The sequence below is a fragment of the Ancylobacter sp. genome (assembly GCF_965279025.1).
Taxonomy (GTDB): domain Bacteria; phylum Pseudomonadota; class Alphaproteobacteria; order Rhizobiales; family Xanthobacteraceae; genus Ancylobacter.
On sequence record NZ_OZ257132.1, the window covers coordinates 4306659 to 4332260 of the forward strand.

General features: G+C 66.8%; 28 protein-coding genes. 12 read left to right on the top strand and 16 right to left on the bottom strand.

The window, feature by feature from the left end; all coding sequences use genetic code 11:
• Positions 1-22 precede the first annotated feature (22 nt).
• From ACQY76_RS20085 to ACQY76_RS20100, 4 genes are all read right to left on the bottom strand, one after another.
• Entirely contained in the window at positions 23-433 is a 411-nt protein-coding gene (locus ACQY76_RS20085) for a DoxX family protein (protein ID WP_428030452.1), read from the bottom strand.
• Between the two features lie 89 nt (positions 434-522).
• Positions 523-921 (bottom strand): hypothetical protein, encoded by a 399-nt coding sequence (locus tag ACQY76_RS20090; protein WP_428030453.1) that lies wholly within the window; start codon positions 919-921, stop codon positions 523-525.
• 9 nt (positions 922-930) lie between these two features.
• Positions 931-1437 carry a xanthine phosphoribosyltransferase gene (gene gpt / locus ACQY76_RS20095; RefSeq protein WP_428030454.1) on the bottom strand — a complete coding sequence of 169 codons (507 nt, stop codon included), beginning with the start codon at positions 1435-1437 and terminating at the stop codon, positions 931-933.
• A gap of 138 nt (positions 1438-1575) precedes the next feature.
• On the bottom strand, positions 1576-2322 hold the full coding sequence (locus tag ACQY76_RS20100) for a competence/damage-inducible protein A (protein ID WP_428030455.1): 747 nt from the start codon (positions 2320-2322) through the stop codon (positions 1576-1578).
• A 203-nt stretch (positions 2323-2525) separates the two neighbouring features.
• Here ACQY76_RS20100 and ACQY76_RS20105 point away from each other — a divergent pair, with 203 nt between their 5' ends.
• The 6 genes from ACQY76_RS20105 (at position 2526) to ACQY76_RS20130 (ending at position 8464) form a co-directional block, all read left to right on the top strand.
• Positions 2526-3947: a circularly permuted type 2 ATP-grasp protein gene (locus ACQY76_RS20105; protein ID WP_428030456.1), complete on the top strand. Its 1422-nt coding sequence runs from the start codon at positions 2526-2528 to the stop codon at positions 3945-3947.
• 158 nt (positions 3948-4105) lie between these two features.
• On the top strand, positions 4106-4729 hold the full coding sequence (locus tag ACQY76_RS20110) for a LysE family translocator (RefSeq protein WP_428030457.1): 624 nt from the start codon (positions 4106-4108) through the stop codon (positions 4727-4729).
• Between the two features lie 12 nt (positions 4730-4741).
• Complete coding sequence (locus tag ACQY76_RS20115; RefSeq protein WP_428030458.1) at positions 4742-5686, top strand: alpha-E domain-containing protein; 945 nt, start codon at positions 4742-4744, stop codon at positions 5684-5686.
• 13 nt (positions 5687-5699) lie between these two features.
• On the top strand, positions 5700-6536 hold the full coding sequence (locus ACQY76_RS20120) for a transglutaminase family protein (protein ID WP_428030459.1): 837 nt from the start codon (positions 5700-5702) through the stop codon (positions 6534-6536).
• A gap of 102 nt (positions 6537-6638) precedes the next feature.
• Positions 6639-7379, top strand: a complete 741-nt coding sequence (locus tag ACQY76_RS20125; protein ID WP_428030460.1) for a peptidase — start codon at positions 6639-6641, stop codon at positions 7377-7379.
• Positions 7380-7717: 338 nt separating this feature from the next.
• Positions 7718-8464 (top strand): SDR family oxidoreductase, encoded by a 747-nt coding sequence (locus ACQY76_RS20130; protein WP_428030461.1) that lies wholly within the window; start codon positions 7718-7720, stop codon positions 8462-8464.
• Between the two features lie 42 nt (positions 8465-8506).
• On the opposite strand, the gene ACQY76_RS20135 is transcribed toward ACQY76_RS20130, so the two are convergent.
• The 3 genes from ACQY76_RS20135 to ACQY76_RS20145 form a co-directional block, all read right to left on the bottom strand.
• Entirely contained in the window at positions 8507-9865 is a 1359-nt protein-coding gene (locus ACQY76_RS20135; RefSeq protein WP_428030462.1) for a DUF2235 domain-containing protein, read from the bottom strand.
• Positions 9866-9971: 106 nt separating this feature from the next.
• Positions 9972-10574, bottom strand: coding sequence for an exopolysaccharide biosynthesis protein (locus ACQY76_RS20140; protein WP_428030463.1), 603 nt, complete (start codon positions 10572-10574; stop codon positions 9972-9974).
• A gap of 126 nt (positions 10575-10700) precedes the next feature.
• A complete protein-coding gene (locus ACQY76_RS20145; RefSeq protein WP_428030464.1) occupies positions 10701-11024 on the bottom strand; it encodes an usg protein in 324 nt (107 codons plus the stop codon).
• Between the two features lie 304 nt (positions 11025-11328).
• Between ACQY76_RS20145 and groES the strand changes: the two genes are divergently transcribed.
• From groES to ACQY76_RS20160, 3 genes are all read left to right on the top strand, one after another.
• Positions 11329-11643: a co-chaperone GroES gene (gene groES / locus ACQY76_RS20150; RefSeq protein ID WP_428030465.1), complete on the top strand. Its 315-nt coding sequence runs from the start codon at positions 11329-11331 to the stop codon at positions 11641-11643.
• Between the two features lie 44 nt (positions 11644-11687).
• Positions 11688-13334, top strand: a complete 1647-nt coding sequence (groL, locus tag ACQY76_RS20155) for a chaperonin GroEL (protein WP_428030466.1) — start codon at positions 11688-11690, stop codon at positions 13332-13334.
• A 530-nt stretch (positions 13335-13864) separates the two neighbouring features.
• Positions 13865-14662, top strand: coding sequence for an outer membrane protein (locus ACQY76_RS20160; RefSeq protein WP_428030467.1), 798 nt, complete (start codon positions 13865-13867; stop codon positions 14660-14662).
• A 112-nt stretch (positions 14663-14774) separates the two neighbouring features.
• Here ACQY76_RS20160 and ACQY76_RS20165 read toward each other — a convergent pair whose 3' ends face one another.
• The 4 genes from ACQY76_RS20165 to ACQY76_RS20180 form a co-directional block, all read right to left on the bottom strand.
• Complete coding sequence (locus tag ACQY76_RS20165; RefSeq protein ID WP_428030468.1) at positions 14775-15350, bottom strand: ABC-type transport auxiliary lipoprotein family protein; 576 nt, start codon at positions 15348-15350, stop codon at positions 14775-14777.
• Between the two features lie 162 nt (positions 15351-15512).
• Positions 15513-16559 carry an MlaD family protein gene (locus ACQY76_RS20170; RefSeq protein WP_428030469.1) on the bottom strand — a complete coding sequence of 349 codons (1047 nt, stop codon included), beginning with the start codon at positions 16557-16559 and terminating at the stop codon, positions 15513-15515.
• Positions 16560-16566: 7 nt separating this feature from the next.
• Complete coding sequence (locus ACQY76_RS20175) at positions 16567-17394, bottom strand: ABC transporter ATP-binding protein (RefSeq protein WP_428030470.1); 828 nt, start codon at positions 17392-17394, stop codon at positions 16567-16569.
• 13 nt (positions 17395-17407) lie between these two features.
• Entirely contained in the window at positions 17408-18556 is a 1149-nt protein-coding gene (locus tag ACQY76_RS20180) for an ABC transporter permease (protein WP_428030471.1), read from the bottom strand.
• 239 nt (positions 18557-18795) lie between these two features.
• On the opposite strand from ACQY76_RS20180, the gene dgcA reads away from it, so the two are divergent.
• Complete coding sequence (gene dgcA, locus ACQY76_RS20185) at positions 18796-19773, top strand: N-acetyl-D-Glu racemase DgcA (protein WP_428030472.1); 978 nt, start codon at positions 18796-18798, stop codon at positions 19771-19773.
• On the opposite strand, the gene ACQY76_RS20190 is transcribed toward dgcA, so the two are convergent.
• A complete protein-coding gene (locus ACQY76_RS20190; RefSeq protein ID WP_428030473.1) occupies positions 19743-20921 on the bottom strand; it encodes an MFS transporter in 1179 nt (392 codons plus the stop codon). The genes dgcA and ACQY76_RS20190 overlap by 31 nt on opposite strands.
• Before the next feature lie 76 nt (positions 20922-20997).
• Positions 20998-21804 (bottom strand): bifunctional hydroxymethylpyrimidine kinase/phosphomethylpyrimidine kinase, encoded by an 807-nt coding sequence (thiD, locus tag ACQY76_RS20195; protein ID WP_428030474.1) that lies wholly within the window; start codon positions 21802-21804, stop codon positions 20998-21000.
• Between the two features lie 319 nt (positions 21805-22123).
• Between thiD and ACQY76_RS20200 the strand changes: the two genes are divergently transcribed.
• On the top strand, positions 22124-22360 hold the full coding sequence (locus tag ACQY76_RS20200) for an Lrp/AsnC ligand binding domain-containing protein (RefSeq protein ID WP_018391378.1): 237 nt from the start codon (positions 22124-22126) through the stop codon (positions 22358-22360).
• A gap of 4 nt (positions 22361-22364) precedes the next feature.
• On the opposite strand, the gene ACQY76_RS20205 is transcribed toward ACQY76_RS20200, so the two are convergent.
• The 3 genes from ACQY76_RS20205 to ACQY76_RS20215 are packed head-to-tail and all read right to left on the bottom strand — an operon-like array spanning position 22365 to position 24498.
• On the bottom strand, positions 22365-23291 hold the full coding sequence (locus ACQY76_RS20205) for a DMT family transporter (RefSeq protein ID WP_428030475.1): 927 nt from the start codon (positions 23289-23291) through the stop codon (positions 22365-22367).
• A gap of 56 nt (positions 23292-23347) precedes the next feature.
• Positions 23348-24058 (bottom strand): cytochrome b/b6 domain-containing protein, encoded by a 711-nt coding sequence (locus ACQY76_RS20210; RefSeq protein ID WP_428030476.1) that lies wholly within the window; start codon positions 24056-24058, stop codon positions 23348-23350.
• Positions 24055-24498 (bottom strand): c-type cytochrome, encoded by a 444-nt coding sequence (locus ACQY76_RS20215; RefSeq protein WP_428030477.1) that lies wholly within the window; start codon positions 24496-24498, stop codon positions 24055-24057. The genes ACQY76_RS20210 and ACQY76_RS20215 overlap by 4 nt, the downstream gene beginning before the upstream one ends.
• Before the next feature lie 225 nt (positions 24499-24723).
• On the opposite strand from ACQY76_RS20215, the gene ACQY76_RS20220 reads away from it, so the two are divergent.
• Positions 24724-25539, top strand: a complete 816-nt coding sequence (locus ACQY76_RS20220) for a universal stress protein (protein ID WP_428030478.1) — start codon at positions 24724-24726, stop codon at positions 25537-25539.
• The last annotated feature ends 63 nt before the right edge of the window (positions 25540-25602 follow it).

Consider the following 25602-nt stretch of genomic DNA (forward strand, 5'->3'; position numbering starts at 1 on the left):
CTCCCGTTACACGTTTCGCCGGTCAGGCCGTGCGCGCGCGCTCGGCCAGGATGGCGACCAGCAACATGCCGCCGAGCACCGAGAGATGCTCGACCGCGAAATAGAATTCGATCTGCGCCATCTGGCCTTCCATGGTCCAGAAATGGTGCGCGATCGGGATGGTGAGCAGCGTGAAGATGCCGAGCGCACCGGCGCCCAGCCAGGTTCCCCGGTTCAGCAGAATCAGCACCGCGCCGATCAATTGGGTGGCGATGGTCGCCGCCGCGAACAGCCAGGGCGGGTTGAGGCCGAAATGGGCCATCTCGGCCTGCGCGCCGGCGAAATCGGTGATCTTGCTGATGGCGCTGCCGAGAAACATGAAGACGAGAAGCAGGCGGGCGACGAAGGCCGTGATCGGCGAAAGCAGAATGCCGGAAATGATCGCGGGGGTCATCGGAGAGGTTCCCAAAGCGGCGCGATTTGCCGCAGCCCGGCATAGCGCAGGGGAAGCCGAAAGGCGAGTTACCTCCCGGCCTCCCTGGCTCATGACGGCTGATTTTTCGTCGTGTCGCCGTCGCCCTCGTTGCCGTCCTCGTCCTCGTCGCCTTCCGCCTCGTCCTCTTCCTGCGCGGCCTTGGCCTCGGCGATGAATTCGGCGGCGTATTTCTTGGCGTCACGCACGCTGTCGCCGAGTTCGCGGGCGTAGCGGTCGAGGTCGAGCCGCAGGCCGCCGACCGACGGCTTCTCCGTCTCGGCCGCATAGGCCACCATGCGCAGCGACAGGCCGATATCGGAGGCGAGCACCGCCATGAAGCTGTCGCTCAGCTCGTTCTCGTCGGCATATTCCATGAGCATGTCGTAGAGCGCCGCGCGGTGCTGGTCGAAAGCGGCGTCGTAGGCGTCGTCGGATTCGTCTTCCGTCTCATTGTGACTGCCGGCCATGTCTCGTCCTCACGCTGCCCCGTCGCGGATCGGCGGCTGGAAGCTCAGCCCCATGTCCCACGGGAAATAGATCCACGTATCCTGGCTCACCTCGGTGATGAAGGTGTCGATGAGCGGCCGCCCGAGCGGCTTGGCATAGACCGTGGCGAAATGGGCCTTGGGAAGCATGTCGCGCACCTGGCGGGCCGTCTTGCCGGTGTCGACCAGATCGTCGACCACCAGCAGGCCTTGCCCGCCCTCGCCCGCCGCCGCCGTCACCACGTCGGCGATGGGCTTGAGCACCTGCATCTCGCCCTGCCGCGTGTAGTCGTGATAGCTGGCGATGCACACCGTCTCGATCATCCGGACGCCGAGTTCGCGCGCCACGATGGCGGCCGGCACCAGCCCGCCGCGCGTGATGCAGACGATGCCCGCGAAGGGGCCGGCGCTCACCAGCCGCCAGGCGAGGGCGCGCGCATCGCGGTGGAACTGATCCCAGGAGACCGGAAAGGCCTTCTTCTGGCGGTCGTCGGACATCAAGGCAGATCCCGGTCGGCTGGCAGTGGCGTCAGCCGAGATCATTAGCGGCAGCGCCGCGCCTTCTCCAGAGGGAGACGGGCATAATTCCCGCCTTCGCACGGAAAAACGGACCAGCGGGTTCAATCCGCCCGGTGCTCAGGCCGGCTTGCGCAGCCCCTCGACCATCTCGCGCACCTGCGCCACCGCCGCCGCCAGCTTGTCGGGGTCGCGCCCGCGCAGCACGAGATTGGTGTTCGGCCGTCCATCGTCGGCCATGAAGGGATAGCTGCCGATGCTCACCTCGGGATTCGCCTTGGCGATGGCGCCGAGCGGGCCGCCGACATCGCCCTCGCGGGCATCGGCGCGCACCGTCTCGGACAGCATGCGCACGCCGGTGCGCAGCTTCGGCGCCACCTGGTCGAGCATCGCCTGCATGATGGTCGGCACGCCGGCCATGACGATGACGTTGCCGATCCAGAAGCCGGGCGCCTTGGACACCGGGTTTGGCACCAGCTCGGCCCCGGCCGGAATGCGGGCCATGCGCAGGCGCGCTTCGTTGAGGTCTTCCGGCTTGATGTATTCCAGCAGCATGGCGCGGGCGCGGGGATCGATGTCGATGCTCACCCCGAACGCCTTCGCTACGGAATCGGCGGTAATGTCGTCATGGGTCGGCCCGATGCCGCCGGTGGTGAAGAGGTAGGTGTAGCGTTCACGCAGCGCGTTGATCGCGGCGACGATCTCCTCCTCGATGTCGGGAACCACCCGCACTTCGCGGACATCGACGCCGATGGCGGTGAGATATTCGGCGATATAGCCGATGTTGCGGTCCTTGGTGCGCCCGGAAAGTATCTCGTCGCCGATAACCAACACTGCTGCCGTCACCGGCGCTGCCGTACCCGACATTCGATTCTCCTCCCGCACCGGGATGGCCACGCCGCCATCCGCCGCAATTTACCGCACGATCCGCCGCAAGCGAGGTCACGCTGCCTGTCAAATGGGCAAACGGTGCGCAAACTCGCAATTATCGCCATGGGAAGTGTTCCTCCCCTTCCGCTGGCACGAGCTTTGTAGCTAACTTGGAGGAGTTGGGGAGTAGATTTACACCAATGAGCGTCGCCTTCGACGAAATGACCAATGCGGACGGTTCCATCCGTACCGCCTACGCCGCTCTCTCACGCTGGTTGAGCAACGTTCCGCCAGACGTGCTGGACTATCGCCGCAGGGAAGCCGAGTTCATTTTCCGGCGCATCGGCATCACCTTCGCCGTCTATGGCGACAGCGATGCCCAGGAGCGCCTGATCCCCTTCGACATCATTCCGCGCATCCTTACCGGCACGGAATGGCGCCGGCTGTCGCTTGGGCTGGAGCAGCGCACCAAGGCGCTGAACCTCTATCTCAAGGACATCTACTCCCGGCGCGAGATCCTCAAGGCCGGCGTGGTGCCCGAGGACCTCGTGTACCAGAATCCCGCCTTCCGCCCGGAAATGAACGGCCAGAAGGTGCCGCACGACCTTTATGTGCACATCGCCGGCATCGACGTGGTGCGCGTGGATTCCGAGACCTTCTACGTGCTGGAGGACAATGCCCGCACGCCCTCCGGCGTCTCCTACATGCTGGAGAACCGCGAGATCATGATGCGGCTCTTCCCGGAGCTGTTCGCGGACAACCGCGTCGCCCCGGTGGAGAACTACACCGACGAATTGCTGGCGACGCTGAAGTCGCTCGCGCCAAGCAGCTCCAACAGCGACCCGGCTGTGGTGGTGCTGACGCCCGGCATCTATAATTCGGCCTATTACGAGCACTCCTTCCTCGCCGACAAGCTGGGCGTGGAACTGGTGGAGGGCCGCGACCTGTTCGTGCGCAACGACGTCGTCTACATGCGTACCACCGAGGGCCCGCGCCGCGTCGACGTCATCTACCGGCGGCTCGACGACGATTTCATCGACCCCCTCACCTTCCGGCCCGACAGCGCGCTCGGCGTGCCGGGGCTGATGAGCGCATATAATGCCGGCAACGTCACGCTGACCAACGCGGTCGGCACCGGCGTCGCCGACGACAAGGCGGTCTACAGCTACATGCCGGACATCATCCGCTTCTATCTCGGCGAAGAGCCGCTGCTGAAGAACGTGCCGACCTGGCGCTGCCGGGAGCCCGACCATCTGAAATACGTGCTCGACCATCTGAATGAGCTGGTGGTGAAGGAGGTGCATGGCTCGGGTGGCTACGGCATGCTGATCGGTCCGCGCGCCGACAAGGCGCAGATCGAGCTGTTCCGCGCCAAGCTGAAGCAGGACCCGAACAATTTCATCGCCCAGCCGACGCTGGCCCTGTCGACCTGCCCGACCTTCGTCGAGGAAGGCATCGCCCCGCGCCATGTCGACCTGCGCCCCTTCGTGCTCACCGGCTCCGACAAGGTGCGCATCGTCCCGGGCGGGCTGACCCGCGTCGCGCTCGAGGCTGGCTCGCTGGTGGTCAACTCCAGCCAGGGCGGCGGAACCAAGGACACCTGGGTGCTGGAGGAAAGCTGAGCGCGGCGCTTTGAGAATGAGTGGAACCACGTCATCCTTCGGTGCCCGGCGCAGCCGGGCCTCGAAGGGCGACCGTCCCAGATGAGCATCCTTCGAGGCTCGCGTCGCTCGCACCTCAGAATGACGGTGCTCTCTGGAATGCATGAGGGGGAGCATCGATGCCGATAGAAACATGGCTGGCCTTCGTCGCCGCCTCGGCGGTCCTGCTGGTCATACCGGGACCGACCATACTGCTCGTCGTCTCCTATGCGCTCGGCCAGGGGCGCAAGGTGGCCTTCCCGGTTGCCCTCGGCGTGGCGCTGGGTGATTTCACCGCCATGACCTTCTCGATGCTCGGCCTCGGCGCCCTGCTCGCCACCTCGGCAACGCTGTTCACCGCGCTGAAATGGGTGGGCGCGGCCTATCTCATCTGGCTTGGCATCAAGCTCTGGCGCGCCGGCGGCAAGGCCAGCTTCGGCGAGGCGCGCCCGGCCGGCTCTGCCTGGTCGATGATGGCGCATGCCTGGGTGGTGACGGCGCTGAACCCCAAGAGCATCACCTTCTTCGTGGCCTTCCTCCCGCAGTTCCTCGATCCGGCACGGGACTTCCTCACCCAGCTCGCGATCTTCGAGGCGACGTTCCTCACTCTCGCCGCCGCCAATGCCTTCGGCTACGCGCTGCTCGCCGGCCGCCTGCGCAGCGCGGTTCAGAGCACGCGCATCGTCGCTATCATCAACCGGGTCGGCGGTTCGCTGCTGATCGCGGCGGGCGTCGCCACGCTCGCCTGGCGCAACGCCAAATAGAACGCGGGTCCCATGCTTTCTCGTACTGCCGACAATCTCTATTGGCTGGCCCGCTACATGGAGCGCGCCGATTGCCTTGCCCGCATCCTCGACGTGACCCAGCGCCTTGCCCAGCTTCCCGCCGCCTATGGCGGCTCGACGAATGAGTGGCGCTCGGCGCTGCTCACCGCCGGCTGCGCCGAGCAGTACAAGGCGGTGCACGGCGACGAGGTCACCGAGCAGAACGTCATCAACTTCCTGGCCTTTGCGCCGGAGAACCCCTCCTCCATCCGCAACTGCTTCGAGATCGCGCGCACCAATGCCCGCTCGGTGCGCACCGCGCTGACCATGGAGATGTGGGAGACCATCAACTCCTCCTGGCTGGAGCTGAAGCGCTATTCCACCAAGAACATGACGCGCGAGGAGCTGGCGCGCTTCATGTCCTTCGTCAAGGAAACCTCGCTGCGCTTCGACGGCGCCGCTTACCGCACCATGTTGCGCAACGACGCTTTCTGGTTCTCGCGGGTGGGCATGTATGTCGAGCGGGCGGACAACACCGCCCGCATTCTCGACGTGAAATACCATGTGCTGCTGCCGGATTCCGAGCATATCGGCGGCCCGCTCGACTACTTCCAGTGGGCCTCCATCCTGCGCTCGGTATCGGCGCTGACCTCGTTCCACTGGGTTTATCGCGAAAGCGTGAAGCCGTGGCTGGTGGCCGACCTGCTGATCCTGAATGCGCAAATGCCGCGCTCGCTGACCAGTTGCTACCAGAACATCACGCGCTATCTCGACGATATCGCCGCCTATTACGGCCGGCAGGGTGGCTCGCAGCGTCTGGCGCGCTCCACCCTCACCCGGCTCGGCAACAGCCGCATGGAGGATATTTTCCAGACCGGACTGCACGAATACATCGATACCTTCGTGACCGAGAACAACCGGCTCGGCTCCACCGTCAACGAGCAGTACCTGCTCTGAACTGGCCTGCGTCATGCGTATCCATGTCAACCACGCGACCATCTACAGCTATGATCCGCCGGCCAATGGCGCGATCCAGACCCTGCGCCTGACGCCGCGCAACCATGACGGCCAGTATGTCGTCTCCTGGCGCATCGACGTCTCGGAGGGGTGCCAGCTGCGCGCCCATCAGGACGCCTTCGGCAACCTCACCCACACTTTCGCGGTGGAGGGGCCGATACGTGAATTGCGGGTTCTGGTGGAGGGCGAGGTCGAGACGCAGGACACCGCCGGCGTCATTCGCGGCATCAGCGAGCGCTTTCCTCCCTCGCTCTTCCTGCGCAACACCGACCTCACAATGCCGGACAACGAGCTCGTCGCCTTCGCGGAGGCCGTCGGCGGCGGCGAGGGCGACCGCATCGCGCGCCTGCACGCGCTGATGGACGCCCTAACCGAGGCGATGGAGTTCGATGCCGACCCCACCCATGTCTCCACCACCGCCACCGAGGCGTTCAAGCTGAAGCGCGGGGTCTGCCAGGACTTCGCGCATATCTTCACCACCTGCGCCCGGCATCTGGGCGTGCCGGCGCGCTATGTCTCCGGCTATCTCGTCGGCGACGGTGCCGTGGCGGAGCAGCGCGCCGGACATCAGGCCGGGCACGCCTGGTCCGAGGCCTATGTCGAAGGGCTGGGCTGGATCGGCTTCGACGCCGCCAACTGCCAGTGCCCGACCGAGGCCTATGTGCGGCTGGCGGTGGGGCTGGACTATCTCGGCGCCGCGCCGGTGCGTGGCAATCGCTATGGCGGCGGCGACGAGAATCTCACCGTGGCCCTCGAAGTCGACCAGTCGAGCCGGCAGGTTCAGGGCTGAGCTTCGGGGCTAAAGGTTGCCCGACAGGAAAGCGCCCCGGTATAAGGGCGCGGGAACGACTGCCGGCCTTCTGGCCCGGCAGGCACAGGGGAAGCGTCTTTCATGACCTATTGTTGCGGTATTCTGGTGCGTGACGGTCTCGTCATGATCGCCGATACGAGGACGAATGCCGGGCTCGACAACGTCTCGACCTTCCGCAAGCTGCATGTATTCGAGGAGCCCGGCCGTCACGTTCTCTCGCTGTCGACAGCCGGCAACCTGTCCATTTCGCAGGCGGTGATCAGCACGCTGCAGGAGGGGCTGGAAAACCCCGAGACCGGACAGAAGGAAACCCTGTCCACCTGCACCAGCATGTTTCGCGCCACCCAGCTTGTCGGGCGGGCGGTGCGGCACGTTTACGATCTCTACGGCGCCGCGTTGAAGGACGCCGATCTGCGCTTCGACGTCTCGTTCCTGTTCGGCGGGCAGGTGAATGGCGGCCGCATGCGGCTCTTCATGATCTATGCCGCCGGCAATTTCATCGAATGCACCAGCGACACGCCCTTCCTGCAGATCGGCGAGCACAAATATGGCAAGCCGGTGCTGGACCGCTCCATCACCTTCGAGACCGATCTCTATGACGCGCTGAAATCCGGGCTGATCTCGATGGATTCGACCATGCGCTCGAATCTCGGCGTCGGCATGCCGATCGACATCCTGGTCGCGCGCCGCGACGCCAGCCCGGCCGAGCTGAACTTCCGCATCGAACCGGGCGAGCCCTATTTCCACGATCTGCGCGAGCGCTGGTCGGCGGCGCTTCGCGCGGCACACACCTCGATTCCTCGCCCGCCCTATGGGCGCTGAGGCGAACCGACCAAAGTAAAACGGGCCGCTCGCGACAGTGCACGAGCAACCCGTTTTATATACCCGGCCCTATGAGCCGAGGACAGGTCTTCACACCTCAAGTGAGAAGCCAGATCAGAAGAATGATCGGAATCGGGATACCGATAAGCCACAAAAGAATGGGCATGAGGATGACCTCCGGTTTCAAAGACGTGGGGTTCGCCTTGACAACGCGGGAAATGCTGCCGGGTTCCTTTCATTAGTGAAAACCGTGGCACGCTAGCCTTCATTATCGGCCACGACATCCACCATCATGCCGGGCCAATAGCGGCCCGCTCGGGCGCCGCAGGGAGAACCACATGAACGCCAACCGCATCGCCCTCGTCACGGGCGCCGGCACCGGCATCGGCAAGGCCGCCGCGCTCGCGCTCGGCGAGGCGGGGTTCACCGTGGTGCTCACCGGCCGCCGGGCCGAGCCGCTGGAGGCCGTTGCCGCCGCCCTGCAGGGCAAGGGGCATGTCGTGACGGCCGACGTGTCGGACCCGTCCTCGGTCGCGGCCCTCTTCGCTGCGGTGGAGCAGCGTTTCGGTCGGCTCGACGTGCTTTTCAACAATGCCGGCGGCTGGTCGCCCGCCACGCCGATCGAGGACATTCCCCTCGCGGATTGGCAGCAGGTGGTGAATGTGAACCTCACCGGCGTGTTCCTGTGCATCCAGCACGCCATGCGGCTGATGAAGGCGCAGGACCCCAAGGGCGGGCGCATCATCAACAATGGCTCCATCTCGGCCCACGCGCCGCGCCCGTTCACCGGGTCCTACACGGCCACGAAGCACGCGGTCACCGGCCTCACCAAGCAGGTTGCGCTGGAAGGGCGGGCCCACAACATCGCCTGCGGCCAGATCGACATCGGCAATGCCGAGACCGACATGACGACGAAGATGAAGACCGGCGTGCTCCAGCCCAGCGGCCAGATGATGGTCGAGCCGACCTTCGACGCCGCCCATGCCGGCCGCGCCGTCGCCCACATGGCCGGCCTGCCGCTCGACGCCAACATTCTCACCATGACCATCATGGCCAGCAGCGCGCCCTTCGTCGGGCGGGGGTGAGGCGCGCCGGGCTTAACGGCGTGCGCCCTGTCCGATCCGCTGCTAGAAGGGCGATTGCGGATCGGGCTCCACCATGCCGCTGGCCCAGCGCTTGGCCAGGAACGCATCGAGCGCCGGATGCATCTGGGCCGGCAGGTGGCCGTAGAAGCTCACCCGGTCTCCTCTCGACGTGTCGGTATTGCGGCCCCACGCGAATGGCTGCCCGCTGAGGTCGACGAAGCCGATCGGCGCGCTGTCGCCGCGCGTCAGCGCTTCCAGCGGCGCGTAGGCATTGGCGGCTATCGGGCGCCCCGCCTTGTCGAACAGCCGCATCAGCACGGTGATGTGCAGATACTCCCCGATCGGGCGCGCGTGCCGGGGCAGGCTGTTCATGCGCTCCCAGCGCGTCGTGGCCGGCCGCTGCTGGGCGATGACACGCAGGCTCGGCTGCAGTTTGTCGCGGAAGAACAGAGGCGTGCGCGACTCATGGATCGGCGCGCGCTGGTCGCACGCCGTAGAGGTGCGGATGTGCTCGGCATCGCGCCGCAGGACGACCTTGATCTGCTTTTCCTCGCCGAGCGTCTGGATGCGCTTCAGCATCCAGTCGAGCACCAGCCGGCCTATGCCGTCCTCCGCGCAGCCCCCACCAATGTCGGAATGCACGCCGGGAAACCAGACCTGCTCGACCACGCCATAGGCCTTGTGCTGCGGCAATTGCCACAGCGCCGGGCCGAAGCTGTGCCGCTTTTCGTCGGCGGCGAGCGCGTGCAGGGCGATCTCCACATTCTGGCCGAGCGTCGCGTCATGGAAGCGGAAGCGGCGTGCCGACATGCCGCGAAAAACGCCCGGAATGCCAAGCGCCCCGACGGTGTCGAAAACCCCGAGCACCGCGATCCGCACCGGGGGAAAACACAGCCCGGCCAGCAACCGCTGCTCCTGCGGAAACCGCTCCTTCGGCGGCGTGCGGTAATGGTCCCACGCCCGCCGCTCATTCGTCTGGTCGCAGTGCTCGGGTCGGAGCAGACCGCTGGCGCCGATATAGCCGGCGAGACTGCGCGCGGTGAAGGCGCCGCGCGAAAAGCCGAAAATGACGATCTGGTCGCCATCCTGATAGTTCGCGGAGAGATAACGATAGGCCTGCCGCACATTCCGGCTCAGGCCGCGCCCTGTCGCGCCGTCCACCAGCTTCTGGAGGAGGCCGCCCGTCCCCACGCCCTCGTCGTAATAGATGTGCTGCTCGATCACCCCGCCGCCATCGAACGGCACCTCACCGGGCTGCACGATGTCGCGCAACCGGACGATGTTGGTGATCTGCTCGCCGTCGGCCGAGTTCCATGTCCCGTCAAGGCAGAGGACAAGACGCCGACGCAGCCGCGCCGGGACTTCTTGGGCCGTCGCCGCCGTCACTGCCTCCGGTGCCATGCCGCTTCCCCCAAACGACGTGAACGGGTCGAGGAGGTAACTTTAGGTTGCGCCCGGTAGAATGCAACCGATCTTCGGGGTTCGGCGCAGCGGGATTTGCGGCGGCTCACATAACCGCCAGCGCGCCCTGGTACAGCATCCAGCTCAGCAGGCCCATGACGCCGAAGCTGATCAGCGTGGCAACGACGCCGGCGAGGATGAACACGCCGTCCCGCTCGACCAGTCCGAGACCGAGGATGACCACGGCGATGCCGGGCGGCAGATTGCCGAAGATCGGAATCGGCAGCAGCAGCAGCAACCCGAGCACCACCACCAATCCGCCGAGCACGAAGCGCGCCGAGGGGGAGGAGAAGTAGGGAAGGCGCGGGCGCGAATAGCCCTCGAAGCGGCGGATCAGCTTCAGCGAGCCATTGACGATTTTTTCCAGCAGCCCGCGCGAGATCGTGCGGTTGGCAAGCCAGCGCGGCAGCCACAACTCGTCGCGCGCCATCACCATCTGCCCGCCGACAAGACAGAGCAGCACGCCGCATATGACCGGCAGTCCCGGCGGCATGGGCAGGCAGTTCGGCAGGCCGAGCAACAGGATCGAAAGGCCGAAGGCGCGATTGCGCAGCGCGTGCACGATTTCGCCCACGCCGATGCGTTCCGCCGAATGGGCGGTGACGATCGCCGAAAGCAATTCGGACGTGCGCGGAGAACGATGATCCAAGGAGCTGACCAGTTGCCTGAATTCCTGCGGGCGCCGGGTCGGCCCCCTGCTGCGCGGACCCTCATAGCACGTCGCACGCGGCAAGAAGAGGGCGGCCGCCTCAAAAGACGGGCAACCTCGCAAGGCTCAGTTCAGATGGAACACGCCCTCGACACTGCGCAGCTCGGCCGGGCCGATCAACCGCGCATGTGCCACCGTCACCGAGTGTAGAGGCCCCTCCAGCTCGCGCTTCCAGAAGGCGAGAAAGCGGTTCAGCTCCGGGAAATGCGGGCAAAGATCGTAATATTGCCAGAGATAGGTCTGGAGAATGCCCGGGTGGTCGGGCATCCGGTAAAGGATATGGGCGGTGGTGAGCCCATAGCCCTCAAGCTGCCTGCGAAAATCCTCCGACACCTGCGGCACCGTGGCGCGCCCTGCCACGCCACGCTTCGATGACCCCTGCTCGCCCATTCGGCACCTCCTCATCGGGACTGAATCAGAGTGTGATGCCGGCTAAGCGCGGCGACAAGGCTAAATTTTCCAATTGATGTTCAATTTCAACGCACTAGCAGCATGTCGAGGCGAGTGCTGACAGAAGCGGGCGGAAACCTCTGGCACTCTCGCGGCGCGACTGCCAATTTTTTGCCACCCACGCCTTGCGCGCCCTTGTCCCGGCGCCTAGATGTCGGTCCGGCAACGCGAATTCCGCCGAGGCCGAAGGCATGGCGGGGCGCGGTTGCAGGATCAGACGATCGTTCACGATTGGAGAGAGCCGATGAAGTTCCGTCCCCTGCATGACCGGGTCGTGGTCAAGCGTATCGATGCGGAAGAGAAGACCGCGGGCGGCATCATCATTCCCGACAGCGCCAAGGAAAAGCCCTCGCAGGGCGAAGTCGTCGCCGTTGGCCCCGGTGCCCGCGACGAGGCCGGCAAGCTCGTCCCGCTCGACGTGAAGGCGGGCGAACGGGTGCTGTTCGGCAAATGGTCGGGCACCGAGGTCAAGATCGACGGCGTCGATTACCTCATCATGAAAGAGTCCGACATTCTCGGCGTGCTGGACGGCGCCTCCGCGGCCAAGAAGGCCGCCTGAGGCAGCCTCACGCTGCTCGCAACGCATCACCGGAGAAATAGATCATGTCAGCCAAAGAAGTTAAGTTCGCTGGCGACGCGCGCGAGAAGATGCTGCGCGGCGTCGACATTCTCGCCAACGCCGTGAAGGTCACGCTCGGCCCCAAGGGCCGCAACGTCGTCATCGAGAAGAGCTTCGGCGCCCCGCGCATCACCAAGGACGGCGTCACCGTCGCCAAGGAAATCGAGCTCGAGGACAAGTTCGAGAACATGGGCGCCCAGATGGTGCGCGAAGTGGCCTCGAAGTCCAATGACCTCGCCGGCGACGGCACCACCACCGCCACCGTGCTCGCCCAGGCCATCGTGAAGGAAGGCGCCAAGTCGGTCGCCGCCGGCATGAACCCGATGGACCTGAAGCGCGGCATCGACCTCGCGGTCGAAGCCATCGTGGCCGATCTCAAGAAGAACGCCCGCAAGGTGACCTCGAACGCCGAGATCGCCCAGGTCGGCACCATCTCCGCCAACGGCGATTCCGATATCGGAAAGTATCTCGCCGAAGCGATGCAGAAGGTCGGCAACGAGGGTGTCATCACCGTCGAGGAAGCCAAGACCGCCGAGACCGAGCTCGACGTGGTCGAGGGCATGCAGTTCGACCGCGGCTATCTCTCGCCCTACTTCATCACCAATGCCGAGAAGATGCGCGTCGAGTTCGAGGACCCCTACATCCTCATCCACGAGAAGAAGCTCTCCGGCCTGCAGGAACTGCTGCCGGTGCTGGAAGCGGTGGTGCAGACCTCCAAGCCGCTGCTCATCATCGCCGAGGACATTGAGGGCGAGGCCCTGGCCACCCTCGTCGTCAACAAGCTGCGCGGCGGCCTCAAGGTCGCGGCCGTCAAGGCGCCGGGCTTCGGTGACCGCCGCAAGGCGATGCTGCAGGACATCGCCATCCTGACCGGCGGCACCGCCATCTCCGACGATCTCGGCATCAAGCTCGACACCGTGACGCTCGCCATGCTCGGCCGCGCCAAGAAGGTCGTGCTCGAGAAGGAGAACACCACGATCGTCGACGGCGCCGGCGCCAAGAAGGACATCGAGGACCGCGTGTCGCAGATCAAGGCGCAGATCGAGGAGACCACCTCGGACTACGACCGCGAGAAGCTGCAGGAGCGTCTGGCCAAGCTCGCCGGCGGCGTCGCGGTCATCCGCGTCGGCGGCGCGACCGAAGTCGAAGTGAAGGAAAAGAAGGACCGCGTCGACGACGCGCTGCACGCGACCCGCGCGGCTGTCGAAGAAGGCATCCTGCCGGGCGGCGGCGTTGCCCTCCTGCGCGCCATCAAGGCGCTGGACGCCGTCGTGACCGCCAATCCCGACCAGAAGACCGGCGTCGACATCGTCCGCAAGGCCGTGCAGTACCCGGCGCGCCAGATCGCCAACAATGCCGGCGAAGACGGCTCGCTGATCGTCGGCCGTATCCTCGAGAAGGATACCTACGCCTACGGCTTCAACGCCCAGACTGGCGAGTATGTCGACATGTACAAGGCGGGCGTCATCGACCCGGCCAAGGTGCTGCGCTCGGCGATCCAGAACGCGGCCTCCGTGGCCTCGCTGCTGATCACCACCGAAGCGATGATCGCCGACATCCCGAAGAAGGGCGGCTCCGCTCCCGCCATGCCGGGCGGCGGCATGGGCGGCATGGGCGGCATGGACTTCTGAGGACGTCCATTCTCCCCTGCGGCTGCTCAGTACCGAAACCGGGCAGTCCCGGTTTCGGTGGCGGCATGGACTTCTGAGGACGTCCATTCGCCCCTGCTTCTCGCTGGGTGCCGAAACCGGGCAGGCCCGGTTTCGGTGGCGACATGGACTTCTGAGGACGTCCATCTCTGCGTTCAGCCGTTCTGGAACCACCATCGAAGGCGCGGCGCGAGCCGCGCCTTTTTTATGGATGCGAAGCCGCAGTCTCCCGGCCGCTACGACCCGCCGCCATCACCCGGCCGAGCCTCGGCGGAAGAAGAGCGGCCAGGCCATGACCCATCATCCACCCGACGGTTTCCATGTTCTGACGCGGGTGCCGAACGCCTGGCTCCTCGTGCAATGCGGCGAAAACGCTAGAAAAGGTATTATGATCCGTTAATTGTTGCATTTCGGCTACACAACCCTGAACATTCATAAGGGTAGCCCGCCACACCCGAACCCTTTCGCGACAATGTCATTATACAGCCAGTGAATTCAGTTGGAGAAACCCCATGAACCGCTCGCTGCTTCTTGGTGCGGCCGCCCTTATCATCAGCGGCTCCGCCAGCCTCGCGGCCGATATGCCCTACCCCGTCAAGGCGCAGGCGACGCAGGTGTTCGTTCCGGCCTTCTCCTGGACCGGCTTCTATCTCGGCGGCAATGCCGGCTACAGCTGGGGCGACTCGAAGGCCACCGACGTGCTGTTCTTCGACAGCACGGGCGGCGTCTTCACCCCCGGCGGCCTCTACTCCGGCAATGACGTGAAGTTCGGCGAGCTTGATGGCTGGGTGGCCGGTGGCCAGATCGGCTACAACTATCAGTTCGAGAACAACGTCGTCGTGGGCGTCGAGGCCGACTTCCAGTGGACCGGCGCGGAACAGGGCCTGGCCTTCTACGCCACCCCGGGCGGCCCGTACTACCAGACCAAGGCCGAGCTCGAATGGTTCGGCACGGTCCGCGCCCGCCTCGGCTACGCCTTCGATCGCCTGCTCGTGTACGGCACCGGCGGTTTCGCCTACGGCAAGGTCAACAACTCCACCACCGTCATGGGCCTCACCGGCGGCGGCGCCCCGGACTTCTCGACGGCGGCCAACGGCTCCTTCGACAATGTCAGCACCGGCTGGACGGTCGGCGGCGGTCTCGAATACGCCCTCACCGACAACTGGATCCTGCGCGGCGAATATCTCTACGTCGACCTCGGCAGCACCGATGTCACGACCTATCTCTCCGGCACGCCGGGCAGCTTCATCAGCTCGAAGGCCGACCTGACCAGCAACATCGTCCGCGCCGCGGTCAGCTACAAGTTCTGATCTCCACCTGAACGACCTAATGAAAAGGCCCGGCGCAAGCCGGGCCTTTTTTCTTGAGCTGCCGTGTCCGAAATGGGCGGGGTTCCTCGTCGCGCCGAAGCGCCGCCAGGCCTCAGAACCGGCTCGACGCCCAGCGCACGATCTGCAGGAAAACCTCGTCCGACGCCCGGTCGAGCGCCTGCGTGGCGTCCGGGCCGCTGGTGGAAGCGGCCGGGGCGCGGGCGGTGAACACCTGCGCCGCCACGATACGCCCCGAGCTCGCGCCGACGATCTTGACCGACACCTCGACCACAGCCTCGGGACCGGCCTGATAGGTGCGCAGGCCGAAGGCGCGCAGGTCCGACAGCAGCGTGTAGTCGGCGCTGAGCCCCTCGCCGGCCCGGCCCACCGAGCGCGCGCGATTGCCGTTCTCGAAGGATTCGATCAGCCGCGCCTGGAACAGCGCCGGCAGGCGGTCGCTCCACTGCGCTTTGTCGAGATAGGTTATCTGCCCGGGCTGTGGTTCGACGACAATCCGCTCGGTGTCGAGCACCGCCAGCGCGGTGGGCGGGCCGACGACGATGAGGCCGGTGCCGCGGCGCGGCGCCGTGAAGTCCGAGGGCGCGCTAAGGTCGAAGGTCGGCACGGCCTTGTCGCCGCCCGACAGCAGCGTGCCGCAGCCGCCGAGCATCAGGGCAAGCGCAACCACGCTCGCCGCGCCGGCGACGCGACGGGTCGCCCGGCCATACCCGGCAAATGAACGCCCGGCAGGCTCAGCCCCCGCAAGCCTGTGGCATGTCTCGTCAAAGGTCACGCGAACGCCCCTGCCCCCGTCGGTTTCCCGAAAACACATCAGATGGCGCCCCATCGCCTAGCGGCCATTGTAGCTGGGAACATTGGACCCGCCAAAGATGAACTGACGCGGATTGCGCTCCAGATTTCGGAAAACGCGCTCGATTTCGGCGAGCGTGCGCCGGCCATCCACCGCCAGCGCCTCGTACTGGCGCAGGCCGGGCCCGGTGAATTTGTTGAGATTGGCCGAGAGTTCCGCCGTGCGGGTGTCGAGATTGGCGGCGAGCTTGCGCACTTCGGCCGCCGCGCTCGAAATCTCGTTGAACATCCCCTTGCCTTCCTCGCTCGTGGTCATCGCGTTGACGTTGTCGAGGATGCCGTCGACCTTGGTCGCCATGGTCCCGAGTTGGGCGGTGAAGGCGCTGATGTCGTTGATCGTGCTGCCGACCTTGGCGGGGTCGATGGCGGTGACCACACGGTCCAGATTGTCGGCGAGCGAGGAGATGCGCTGCGCGGCGCTGCCCATTTCCTTCAGGAAGCTGTCGATGTTGCCGGCATTATCGCCCAGTGCCGCCGTGAACTTGTCGACATTGTCGATCACCGAGGACACCTTGGCATCGTTCGCCTTGATGAGGTCGTCGACGCGGATGGCGATGTCGTTGACGCGTCCCAGCACGTCGCGGGCGGTGCGCATCAGGTCCTGCACGGCCGAGGTATCGGCATTGATGGTCGGCAGTTCCCCCTCGGGCGGTGCGGGCAGCGGCGCCGCCTGCTCCGAGCCACCGACAAGCCCAACCGAGGCGAGGCCGGTGAGAAGCTGCGAGTCGAGCGTGGCCCTCGTGTCCGACTTGACCGGGGTGTTCGGCTGCACCGCGATACGCGCGATCACCTTGCGCGGGTCCTGCGCGTCGATACGCAGCGCCGTCACCTCGCCGACCGGAATGCCGTTGAAGGTGACTGCGGAGCCCGTCTGCAGCCCGCTGACCACGCCGCTGAACACGACGTCATAGGCGGTGCGCGGCCCGCGATTGGCCGAGCCGGTGAACCACCACACAAAGGCGAAGCCCGCCGCGACGATAGCGAGGGTGAAAAGCCCGATGATCGTATAGTTGGCGCGTGTCTCCATGATCTCCTCAGCGCGCCCCTTCAGCCCCGAAGCCGGCGGCGCGCGCCCGCTTCCCGTGGAAATAGGCCGAAACCCAAGGATGTTTCGACGCCAGCATGGTTTCGATCGGCCCGACGGCAATAACCTTGCCATCGGCGAGAGCCGCGATGCGATCGCACACCGTGTGAAGGCTGTCCAGATCGTGGGTTACCATGAATACCGTCAGCCCCAAAGTCTGCTGGAGAGTGGCGATCAATTCGTCGAATTCGCCGGCGCCGATCGGGTCGAGGCCCGAGGTCGGCTCGTCGAGGAACAGGATTTCCGGGTCGAGCGCCAGCGCGCGGGCCAGCGCCACGCGCTTGATCATGCCGCCGGAGAGCTCCGAAGGTGCTTTCTCCGACACATCCGGCGACAGGCCGACCATCTCCAGCTTGGCGATGGTCAATTCGTCCATCAGCCCCTGCGACAAATCGAGATATTCGCGCATCGGGAACTGGATGTTCTGCCGCACGCTGAGCGAGGAGAACAGCGCGCCCTGCTGAAACAGTACGCCCCAGCGCTGCTCTAGTTCCCGACGCCCGGCATAGGTGAGCCCGTCGAGATTCTGGCCGAACACTTCCACCGTGCCGGCGCGCTTGGGCACGAGGCCGAGAATGGTGCGGGTCAGCACCGACTTGCCGCCGCCCGAGGCGCCGACAAAGCCGAGGATTTCGCCGCGCGCGACGTCGAGCGAGAGGCCGTTGAGGATGGTGCGCTCGCCGAACGTCACGACAAGGTCACGCACCTGGATGATCGGCTCGCCGGGCGCCACGTCGGGCACGGCCGGCTTGTTGGTGTGGGGGGCGTCGGTCTCCATATGCACCGGCGCCTCACATATTGATCGCGGCGAAGAACATGGCGAACAGCCCGTCCACCACGATCACCAGGAAGATCGCCTTCACCACCGACGCGGTGGTGTGGGCGCCGAGCGACTCGGCACTGCCGCCGACCCGCATGCCTTCCATGCAGGCGATGAGGCCGATGATCGCCGCCATGAATGGCGCCTTGATCATGCCGACCTCGAAGGTGTTGAGGGCGATCGCCTCCTGCAGCCGGGCAATGAAGATGGTCGGCGAGATGTCGCCATAGAGCCACGCCACCAGCCCGCCGCCGAACAGCGCGCACATATTGCCAATGAAGGTGAGCAGCGGTACGGCGATGATCAGCGCCACCAGGCGCGGCAGCACCAGCACCTCGTTCGGATCAAAGCCCATCACCCGCAGCGCGTCGACTTCCTCGCGCATGCGCATGGAGCCGAGTTCCGCCGTGAAGGCGCTGCCCGAGCGGCCCGCCACCATGATCGAGACGATGAGCACGCCGAGTTCGCGCAGGGTCAGGATGCCGACCATGTCGACGACATAGGTCGTCGCGCCGAACTTGCGGAAATGGAAGATGCCCTGCTGCGCGATGATGCAGCCGATCAGGAAGGTGATCAGCGCGACGATCGGCACCGCCCGCAGGCCCGCCCGCTCCAGATGATAGACCATCGAGGTGAAGCGGAACGTGTGGGGACGCACCAGCACGCGCAGGAACGCCAGCACCAGCGCGCCGATGAAGGACAGCAGCGCCAGCCCGTCCTCCGCCATCGACACCGTCGTCTTGCCGACCAGCTGGACGCCGCCGATGACGGGGTTCACATGGCGCAGGCGCGGCGGATTCTCGTGGCTGCCCTTGACGATATCGTCCAGCAGGGGGCGGAAGCGGCGCTCGAGCCCGACGATCTGGAAGCGGATGCCGGCCTTGTCGAGCGCCTGCAGCAGCCGGTCGAGCACCACGGCGCCGAGCGTGTCGAAGCTGCGCACGCCGGAAAGGTCGATCCGCGCGGTCTCGCCGGCGCCGGCGCCCAGTTCGGCAAGCGCAGCATCCACGCTACCTTCAAGCGCGCGGCCCTGCCCGGCCACCCAGCGGCCATTGCCCACGAACACGAGTTCGCGGCCATTGCGGGCAGTGGCCAGAAGCGGCGCTTCAGCAGCTCCCAAGATGACCTCTCCTGCGGGCACGACCGCCCTCCGGCCGCGACACCGCTACCAAATTCGCAATGTGTTACTTAGCGTCGGGTCCGTTGGCCGTCGAGGGAGCGCCTCTCCGATTCCCGCCCCTGGCCGCCCGCGGACGACGTAATCGCGGCGACTGTGCTTTCGGAGCGACGCCCCTCCGGGAGCGATCGGGATTATGCTTTCGCCTGCGCGACGATTCCCGCCGCCCCGGCCTCTGCCCGATGACCCTTCTGACCGTCACCCCCGAACGCTTTCCGATCCGTGGCAGCTTCACCATTGCCCGTGGTTCGAAGACCGAGGCCGCCGTGGTCACCGTGGAATTGCGCGACGGGGACCACGTAGGGCGCGGCGAATGCGTGCCCTATGGCCGCTATGGCGAGACCGTCGCCGGCGTGGTCGAGCAGCTCACCGCCCTGGAAAAGCTGGTCGCGGAGGGCGTGCGGCGCACGGATCTCATGGCGCTGATGCGGCCGGGGGCGGCGCGCAACGCCCTCGACTGCGCCATGTGGGACCTCGAGGCCCGGCGCGCCCGCATGCGCGTCTATGAGATGGCCGGCCTGCCGGCGCCGCTGCCGGTCGTCACCGCCTATACGCTCAGCCTGGACACGCCGAAGGCGATGGCGGAGGCGGCGCGCCTGTCGGGCCATGAGTTGCTCAAGCTCAAGCTCGGCGCCGAGGGCGATCTGGCGCGGCTGAAGGCCATTCGCGCCGCGGTGCCGCAGGCGCGGCTCATCGTCGATGCCAATGAGGGCTGGTCGCCGGACATTCTGGAGGCCCATCTCGACGCCTGCGCCGCCGCCGGCGTCGAACTGGTCGAGCAGCCCCTGCCGGCGGCAGACGACGCGCTGCTGGCCCGCATCGCACGCCCGGTGCTGGTCTGCGCCGATGAGAGCGCACACGGGCTCGACAGCCTCGACGCGCTGGCCGGGCGCTATGACGCCATCAACATCAAGCTCGACAAGACCGGCGGGCTTACCGAGGCGATCGAGCTGACGCGCGCGGCGCGGGCGGCCGGGCTCGACATCATGGTCGGCTGCATGGTCGGCACCTCGCTCGCCATGGCGCCGGCGCTGCTGCTCGCGCCGCTGGCGCGCTTCGTCGATCTGGACGGGCCGCTGCTGCTGGCCGCCGACCGCACGCCGGCCCTGCGCTATGAGGGAAGCGTGGTCTACCCGCCCGAGCCCGATCTCTGGGGGTGACCGACCTGCCCGGCGGCGAGCGCGAGCAGCGTGCCGAGCGCCGCCAGCCCGGCCGAAGCGACGAAGGCCCCCGGACCGAACGCCTGCCAGAGCGGCCCCGCCGCGAGCGTCGCCACGGCCATGGCGATGGCCGTCGCCCATGCCGCCAGCGCCTGCACGCTGGCCCCGCGCCCCGGCGGTGCGTGCCGGGCGACAAGTTCCACCGTGCCGAGATAGGTGCAGCCGAAGGTGAGCGCATGCAGCGGCTGTAGCAGCAGCAGAAGCAGCAGCGTCGGGTCGAGCGCCATCACGCCGAAGCGCAGCACCCCGGCCAGCCCGCCGATCAGCAGCAGCCGCTCCGGCCCCGCCCATGCCGTCACCCGCGTGGCGTAGCGGAACAGCACCACCTCGGCCAGCACGCCGAGCGCCCACAGCAGGCCGATCACCATGTCGGGCAGGCCTCTGCCGTGCCACATGATAGAGCCGAAGGCGTAGAGCACCGCGTGCGACCCCTGCACCAGCGCCGCCGCCGCCATGCCGACCAGCAGCACCGGCGCGACGCCCGCGAGCACGAAACGACGGCGCTCCACGGTGGCGTGCGGCGCCGGCCGGACGTCGCGCAGCGTCGCCGCCGCCAGAGCCGCCGCCACGCTCGCCCCGGCAATCAGCCAGATCACCGTATCGGCCGGCACCTTGGCGAAGAACACCCCGCCCAGCAGGGCCCCCGCTACCAGATTGCCGCCGATGAAGGCCATCGATCCCCATAGCCGCACGCGGCCATAATCGATCAGACCCTCGCTGCGGCGCGCCACGGCATAGGCGTCGAGCACCGGCAGGCTGGGCTGCCAGAAAATCGCGGCGAGCCCCAGCCCGATCAGGATGAAGGTGGCGTTGGGCGCCATCGCGATGCCGGCAAAACACAGCGCCGTCGCGGCGGCGTAGACGATCAGCGTCGCACGCGGGCGCCCGCTGCGGTCGGCGAGCAGGCCGCCCAGCGGCATGGTGACGAGGCGCACCGTCTGCGGCACGGCGAGCGCCAGCGCGATCATCGCCGCGTCGAAGCCACGCCCTTCCAGCCAGACCGGGAAGAACGGCATGAACACGCCGATGCCGAAGAACAACCCGGCATAGACGGCGGCGATGGCGTGGCGCGGGGCGATGAGGGGCACGAGACGGCTCGCGAGGGATGCCGCCTCGATAGCAGGCCGCGGCGGACGAAGCGAGCCCGCCGCGCCCGGCCCGCTGTCACCACCAGGCGTGGAAGTGGTGCACCGGGCCGTGGCCCTGGCCGATGGCAAGTTCTTCGGAACGCGCCAGCGCCTTGGTGAGATAGTCCTTGGCCGCCGCCACCGACGCGCGCAGGGACAACCCCTTGGCCAGCCCGGCGGCAATGGCGGAGGAGAGCGTGCAGCCGGTGCCGTGGGTGTTCCGGGTGACGATGCGCGGCGCGGAAAGCTCCAGGAATCCGTCCGCGTCGAGCAGCACGTCGACGCTGTCCGGGCCCTCGCCATGCCCACCCTTGATGAGGACGGCGCGCGGCCCCATCGCCAGCAGCCGCTCCGCCTGCGCGCGCACCGTGGCGAGGTCAGCGGCGGGCGCCTCGTCGAGCAGCGCGGCGGCTTCGGGCAGGTTGGGCGTAATGAGCAGCGCGCGCGGCAGCAGGTCGCGGCGCAGCGTTTCGATCGCCTCCGGCACCAGCAGCCTGTCGCCTGAGGCGGCGATCATCACAGGATCGAGCACCACCGCCGACACGCCGTGGCGCTGAAGGCCGGCGGCGACTTCCTGGATCGCCTCGGGACGCGACAGCATGCCGATCTTCACCGCATCCACGGCGAGATCGGACAGCACGGCGTCGATCTGCGCGGCGATGAAGGCGGGCGGCACGTCGTGAATGCCGGTGACGCCCCGCGTGTTCTGTGCGGTCAGCGCGGTGATGACGCTGGCCCCGTAGACGCCGAGCGCCGAGAAGGTTTTGAGATCGGCCTGGATACCGGCACCGCCGCCGGAATCCGAACCCGCCATCGTCACCGCAATCGGTGTGGAGCCTGCCATGCTACGCCTCCCTCGCCGTCGAGAGCCGGAAGCGTCGCCCCTCGGACGAAAGCTCGCCCGAATGCGCGCGATCCGTTCCCTCCGCCGGCATGACCCGGATCAGGTTCGTGGGTTGGCGGCAACCGTGCGGTTCGCCCTGCCTCTCAGCCCGTCGGCTTGTCGCCTGGGGCACCCCAACGTGATCGTCCCTGCGAGATAGGCGAAGCGGAAGGCGGGTGCAAGACGCGCGTCGCCCGGCGGCCGGGGGTTGCGCGCGCAAGCCGCTTCGTTCCATATCCCGCCTCTGTCCCAAGCTCTCGCCACAAGCCGGAATGCCGCCATGGTCCCCTTCTTCATGCAGATCAAATGTCAGCTCGGCCGCGCCTATGAGGTGGCGAACGCCATAGCCGACGCCGAGATCGCGTCGGAAATCTATTCGACCGCCGGCGAGTTCGACCTGCTGGTCAAGTTCTACGTGCCCGAGGGCACCGACATCGGCCATTTCGTGAACGAGAAGGTGCAGCTCTTCCCGGGCATCCAGGACACCCGCACCCTCATCACCTTCAAGGCATTCTGAGACGTCAGGGCGCCGGTGCGGCGGGCGGCGTCGAGGCCGCCTCCTCCTGTGTCCGGTCGATGCCCAGCCGGCGCTCGCGCCAGATGACGGAAAGCCCCGCGCCGATCACGATGGCGCCGCCGAGCAGCACCAGCAGCGGCGGCACCTCGGCGAACAGGATGAAGCCGAGCAGCAGCGACCACAGCATTGCCGAATAAGCGAAGGGCGCCACCACCGAGGCCGGCGCATAGCGGTAGCTCTCAGTGAGCAGGATCTGCCCGACACCACCGATCATACCGATCGTCACCAGCAGCAGCGCCTCGCGCCCGCTCGGCAGCACCCAGCCCCAGCCGGCGGTGGCAAGGCCGGCAATGGCCGCCAGCGCCTGGAAGTAGAACACGATGGCGGCGGTGGTCTCGGTCTGGGTGAGACGGCGCACCTGCACCATCGCGCCGGCGGTGAAGGCTGCGGCCAGCAAGGCGAACAGCGCGCCGTAGAGGTGCCGGGGCGTATCGAAGGAGCCGTGCATGTGCGGCCACAGCATCACCACCACGCCGCCAAGCCCCACCACCACGGCCGCCCAGCGATAGATCTGCACCCGCTCGCGCAGCACCAGCGCCGCCAGCGCCACGGTGAGCAGCGGCGCGGCGAAGCCGATGGCTGTGGCGTCCGCCAACGGGATGCGCGCCAGCGCCCCAAAGCTGAGCCCCATGGCGCAGACGCCGATGGTGCCCCGCGCGATATGCCCGAGCGGATGGGCGGTGCGCACCGCCGCACTGATCTCGCCGCGCCACGCCAGCAGGGCGAGCAGCGGAAACAGCGCGAAGAACGAGCGCGAGAACACCACTTCGCCGGTCGGAACATGATCCGAGACGATACGGACGAGGGCGGACATGATGGTGAAAAGGAACGTCGCGCCGATCTGCAGCGCGATGCCCTTGAGCGCGTTCATGGGGCCGGCATGGAGCATGGTTCGAGAGCGCCCGCAAGGAAATCCGGGACGTTATTTCACGGGAAGGGATTGCCGCCCGCCAGCGCGATGCCACCGAACACCACTAGCGCCGCCAGCACGAGGCAGACCGCCGCCAGGCCGATGGCACCCGGCGTTGCCGGGGCGCGGTCGGCATAGGCCGCCGCCGGCTTGGTGCCGGTGATCATGGCGCGGATCAAATTGTCGCGGCCGAACAGCGAGTAGGCGATGTTGATCGTGACGTGCAGGGCGATCAGCCCCAGCAGGAACGGGTAGATGCGTTGGTGCCAGCCGGAAGCGCTGCGGATCGTCTCGTCGCTGACCACATTGGTCATCGGGCCGTAGACGACGATGTCGTCGCTGGTGAAGAGCCCTGTCAGCCCCTGCGCCGCCACCATCGCCAGCAGCGCGACGATGACCCAGCCGCCCAGCGGATTATGGCCGAGAAAATGCTGCGGGCGGCCCTTGAGCAGGCTCGCGGCATAGCGCACCCCCGCCGCCGGGCCGCGTAGGAAGCCGGCGAAGCGCGCCGTCGAACCGCCCACCACGCCCCACAGCAGCCGGAAGACGATCACCACCAGAATGGCGAGGCCGTTCCACTGGTGCCAGACCAGGCCCACATCGCCGTAATAGCGGCTGACGAAGGCAAGCCCCACCAGCGCGGCGAGGCCCCATTTGGCCAGCCGCGTCGGCAGGTCCCACGCCAGCATGTGCGCCGGCGCGGGAGACGGGGTGAGAAGGCTCGTCACTTTTTCTGGCGGAAGCTGTCGTGGCAGGTGCCGCAGGTGCGGATCACGCCGGGGAAATTGGCCTTGAAGCTCGCCTCGTCGGTGATCGCCACCCGCGCTGCCGCCGCGTCGGTGCCGAGCTTGCCGAACAGGCCGTCGAACTTCGCCTTGTCCTGCCAGATCGCCGGCAGCGCCTCGGTGTCGCCCGTGCCGGAGCCTTCCGGGAACAGGGTCGGCAGCACCTTGGCGTTCTTGGCATAGGCGTCGAGCGCCGCCTGCACGGTGGCAAGGTCGAACGCGGTATTGCCGCGCAGCATGCCCCCGACCGGCTTGGTCACATCGCCGAACTGCTTCAGAAGCGTCTGGCGCTCCTTGATGACATCGGCCTGGGCCACAACCGCCGTCGCGGAAATGGTAGTTATCATGCCGGCTGCAAGCGCAACCGTCAGTCGGCGAACCATGAGATGCTCCCTCATCTACGCGCCGGGTCCGGCACGCACTGCGAGCCTATTGAGCGCCCCTGCGATGGCAATGGTCCGCAGGCCGAGGTCGCGCGCTCGTGATGACGGGAGCGTACCTAAGGTCAGCTCAATCGGTGTTTTTGCTGCGATGGACCGTGTTTTCCCGCATTCTCAGCTGCCCTCAATAACCTTACGTCAGGACAACAGCCGCCAGGAGAAAGCGCCATGTCGATCCGTACCGTTCTGCTTCACGCCGCTCCCGATTCGGGTTTCGGCGACCGTCTCGCCTTCGCGGTGGCCTTTGCGCGCCAGGCCGGCGCCCAGCTACGGGCGGTCTACACGCTGTATCCCGCCGGTGTGCCGCGCGTCGGCCGCGCTCTGTCGATCTATGTGAACGAGCTGGTGCACGAGGCACGGGAGAAGGAAGCCCTTCTCCAGGGCCAGTTCGAGGCCGCCGTCGCGGCGGCCGGCGTCCCCGGCAACTGGCAGACTGTGGAAGGCGAGGTCGCCGCCGCGCTGCGCGACGAGGTCACTTTCGCCGATCTCACCGTCGTCAGCGAGACGCCCTATGGCACGGTCGACGACCAGCTCGCCGCCACCCTGCCGGAACATCTGGCGCTCGCCTGCAATGGCCCGGTGGTGGTGGTGCCAACGGGCAAGCCGGTGCCGAACCGCATCGGCCGCGTGCTGGTGGCATGGAAGCCCTCGCGCGAGGCCGGCCACGCGGTGCGCTTCGCGCTGCCCATCCTCGCCCTTGCGCACCAGGTGGAAGTGCTGACGGTGGAGGAGAGCAAGCAGGACGTCGCTGCCTCCGGCGCCAGGCTCACCGCCTATCTCGGCACTCATGGCGTGAATGCCACGCACCACCACGTGTCCGAAGGTTCGGCCGGAGCGGTGATCGCCCGCGAGGCGCGGACCTACGGCGCGGATCTACTGGTGATGGGCATCTACAGCCGCTCCCGCCTCGCCGAGATGATCCTCGGCGGCGTCACCGCCTCGCTGATGGTCGATCCGCCGGTGCCGCTCTTCGTCGCCCATTGAGCGCCGCAGATCTCCAAGCCCTCGACCCCGAAAGGGCCGGCGGCTTCCGCCTTGCGCGGTCAG

Coding starts and splice junctions, on each gene's coding strand:
- ACQY76_RS20200 (WP_018391378.1), top strand. CDS start 22,124: ATGGTCCCCTTCTTCATGCAGATCAAATGTCAGCTCGGCCGCGCCTAT.
- thiD (WP_428030474.1), bottom strand. CDS start 21,804: ATGGCAGGCTCCACACCGATTGCGGTGACGATGGCGGGTTCGGATTCC.
- ACQY76_RS20085 (WP_428030452.1), bottom strand. CDS start 433: ATGACCCCCGCGATCATTTCCGGCATTCTGCTTTCGCCGATCACGGCC.
- ACQY76_RS20110 (WP_428030457.1), top strand. CDS start 4,106: ATGCCGATAGAAACATGGCTGGCCTTCGTCGCCGCCTCGGCGGTCCTG.
- ACQY76_RS20215 (WP_428030477.1), bottom strand. CDS start 24,498: ATGGTTCGCCGACTGACGGTTGCGCTTGCAGCCGGCATGATAACTACC.
- ACQY76_RS20145 (WP_428030464.1), bottom strand. CDS start 11,024: ATGGGCGAGCAGGGGTCATCGAAGCGTGGCGTGGCAGGGCGCGCCACG.
- ACQY76_RS20175 (WP_428030470.1), bottom strand. CDS start 17,394: ATGGAGACCGACGCCCCCCACACCAACAAGCCGGCCGTGCCCGACGTG.
- ACQY76_RS20120 (WP_428030459.1), top strand. CDS start 5,700: ATGCGTATCCATGTCAACCACGCGACCATCTACAGCTATGATCCGCCG.
- ACQY76_RS20105 (WP_428030456.1), top strand. CDS start 2,526: ATGAGCGTCGCCTTCGACGAAATGACCAATGCGGACGGTTCCATCCGT.
- ACQY76_RS20205 (WP_428030475.1), bottom strand. CDS start 23,291: ATGAACGCGCTCAAGGGCATCGCGCTGCAGATCGGCGCGACGTTCCTT.
- ACQY76_RS20135 (WP_428030462.1), bottom strand. CDS start 9,865: ATGGCACCGGAGGCAGTGACGGCGGCGACGGCCCAAGAAGTCCCGGCG.
- groL (WP_428030466.1), top strand. CDS start 11,688: ATGTCAGCCAAAGAAGTTAAGTTCGCTGGCGACGCGCGCGAGAAGATG.
- ACQY76_RS20090 (WP_428030453.1), bottom strand. CDS start 921: ATGGCCGGCAGTCACAATGAGACGGAAGACGAATCCGACGACGCCTAC.
- ACQY76_RS20115 (WP_428030458.1), top strand. CDS start 4,742: ATGCTTTCTCGTACTGCCGACAATCTCTATTGGCTGGCCCGCTACATG.
- groES (WP_428030465.1), top strand. CDS start 11,329: ATGAAGTTCCGTCCCCTGCATGACCGGGTCGTGGTCAAGCGTATCGAT.
- ACQY76_RS20160 (WP_428030467.1), top strand. CDS start 13,865: ATGAACCGCTCGCTGCTTCTTGGTGCGGCCGCCCTTATCATCAGCGGC.
- ACQY76_RS20130 (WP_428030461.1), top strand. CDS start 7,718: ATGAACGCCAACCGCATCGCCCTCGTCACGGGCGCCGGCACCGGCATC.
- ACQY76_RS20170 (WP_428030469.1), bottom strand. CDS start 16,559: ATGGAGACACGCGCCAACTATACGATCATCGGGCTTTTCACCCTCGCT.
- ACQY76_RS20125 (WP_428030460.1), top strand. CDS start 6,639: ATGACCTATTGTTGCGGTATTCTGGTGCGTGACGGTCTCGTCATGATC.
- gpt (WP_428030454.1), bottom strand. CDS start 1,437: ATGTCCGACGACCGCCAGAAGAAGGCCTTTCCGGTCTCCTGGGATCAG.
- dgcA (WP_428030472.1), top strand. CDS start 18,796: ATGACCCTTCTGACCGTCACCCCCGAACGCTTTCCGATCCGTGGCAGC.
- ACQY76_RS20220 (WP_428030478.1), top strand. CDS start 24,724: ATGTCGATCCGTACCGTTCTGCTTCACGCCGCTCCCGATTCGGGTTTC.
- ACQY76_RS20100 (WP_428030455.1), bottom strand. CDS start 2,322: ATGTCGGGTACGGCAGCGCCGGTGACGGCAGCAGTGTTGGTTATCGGC.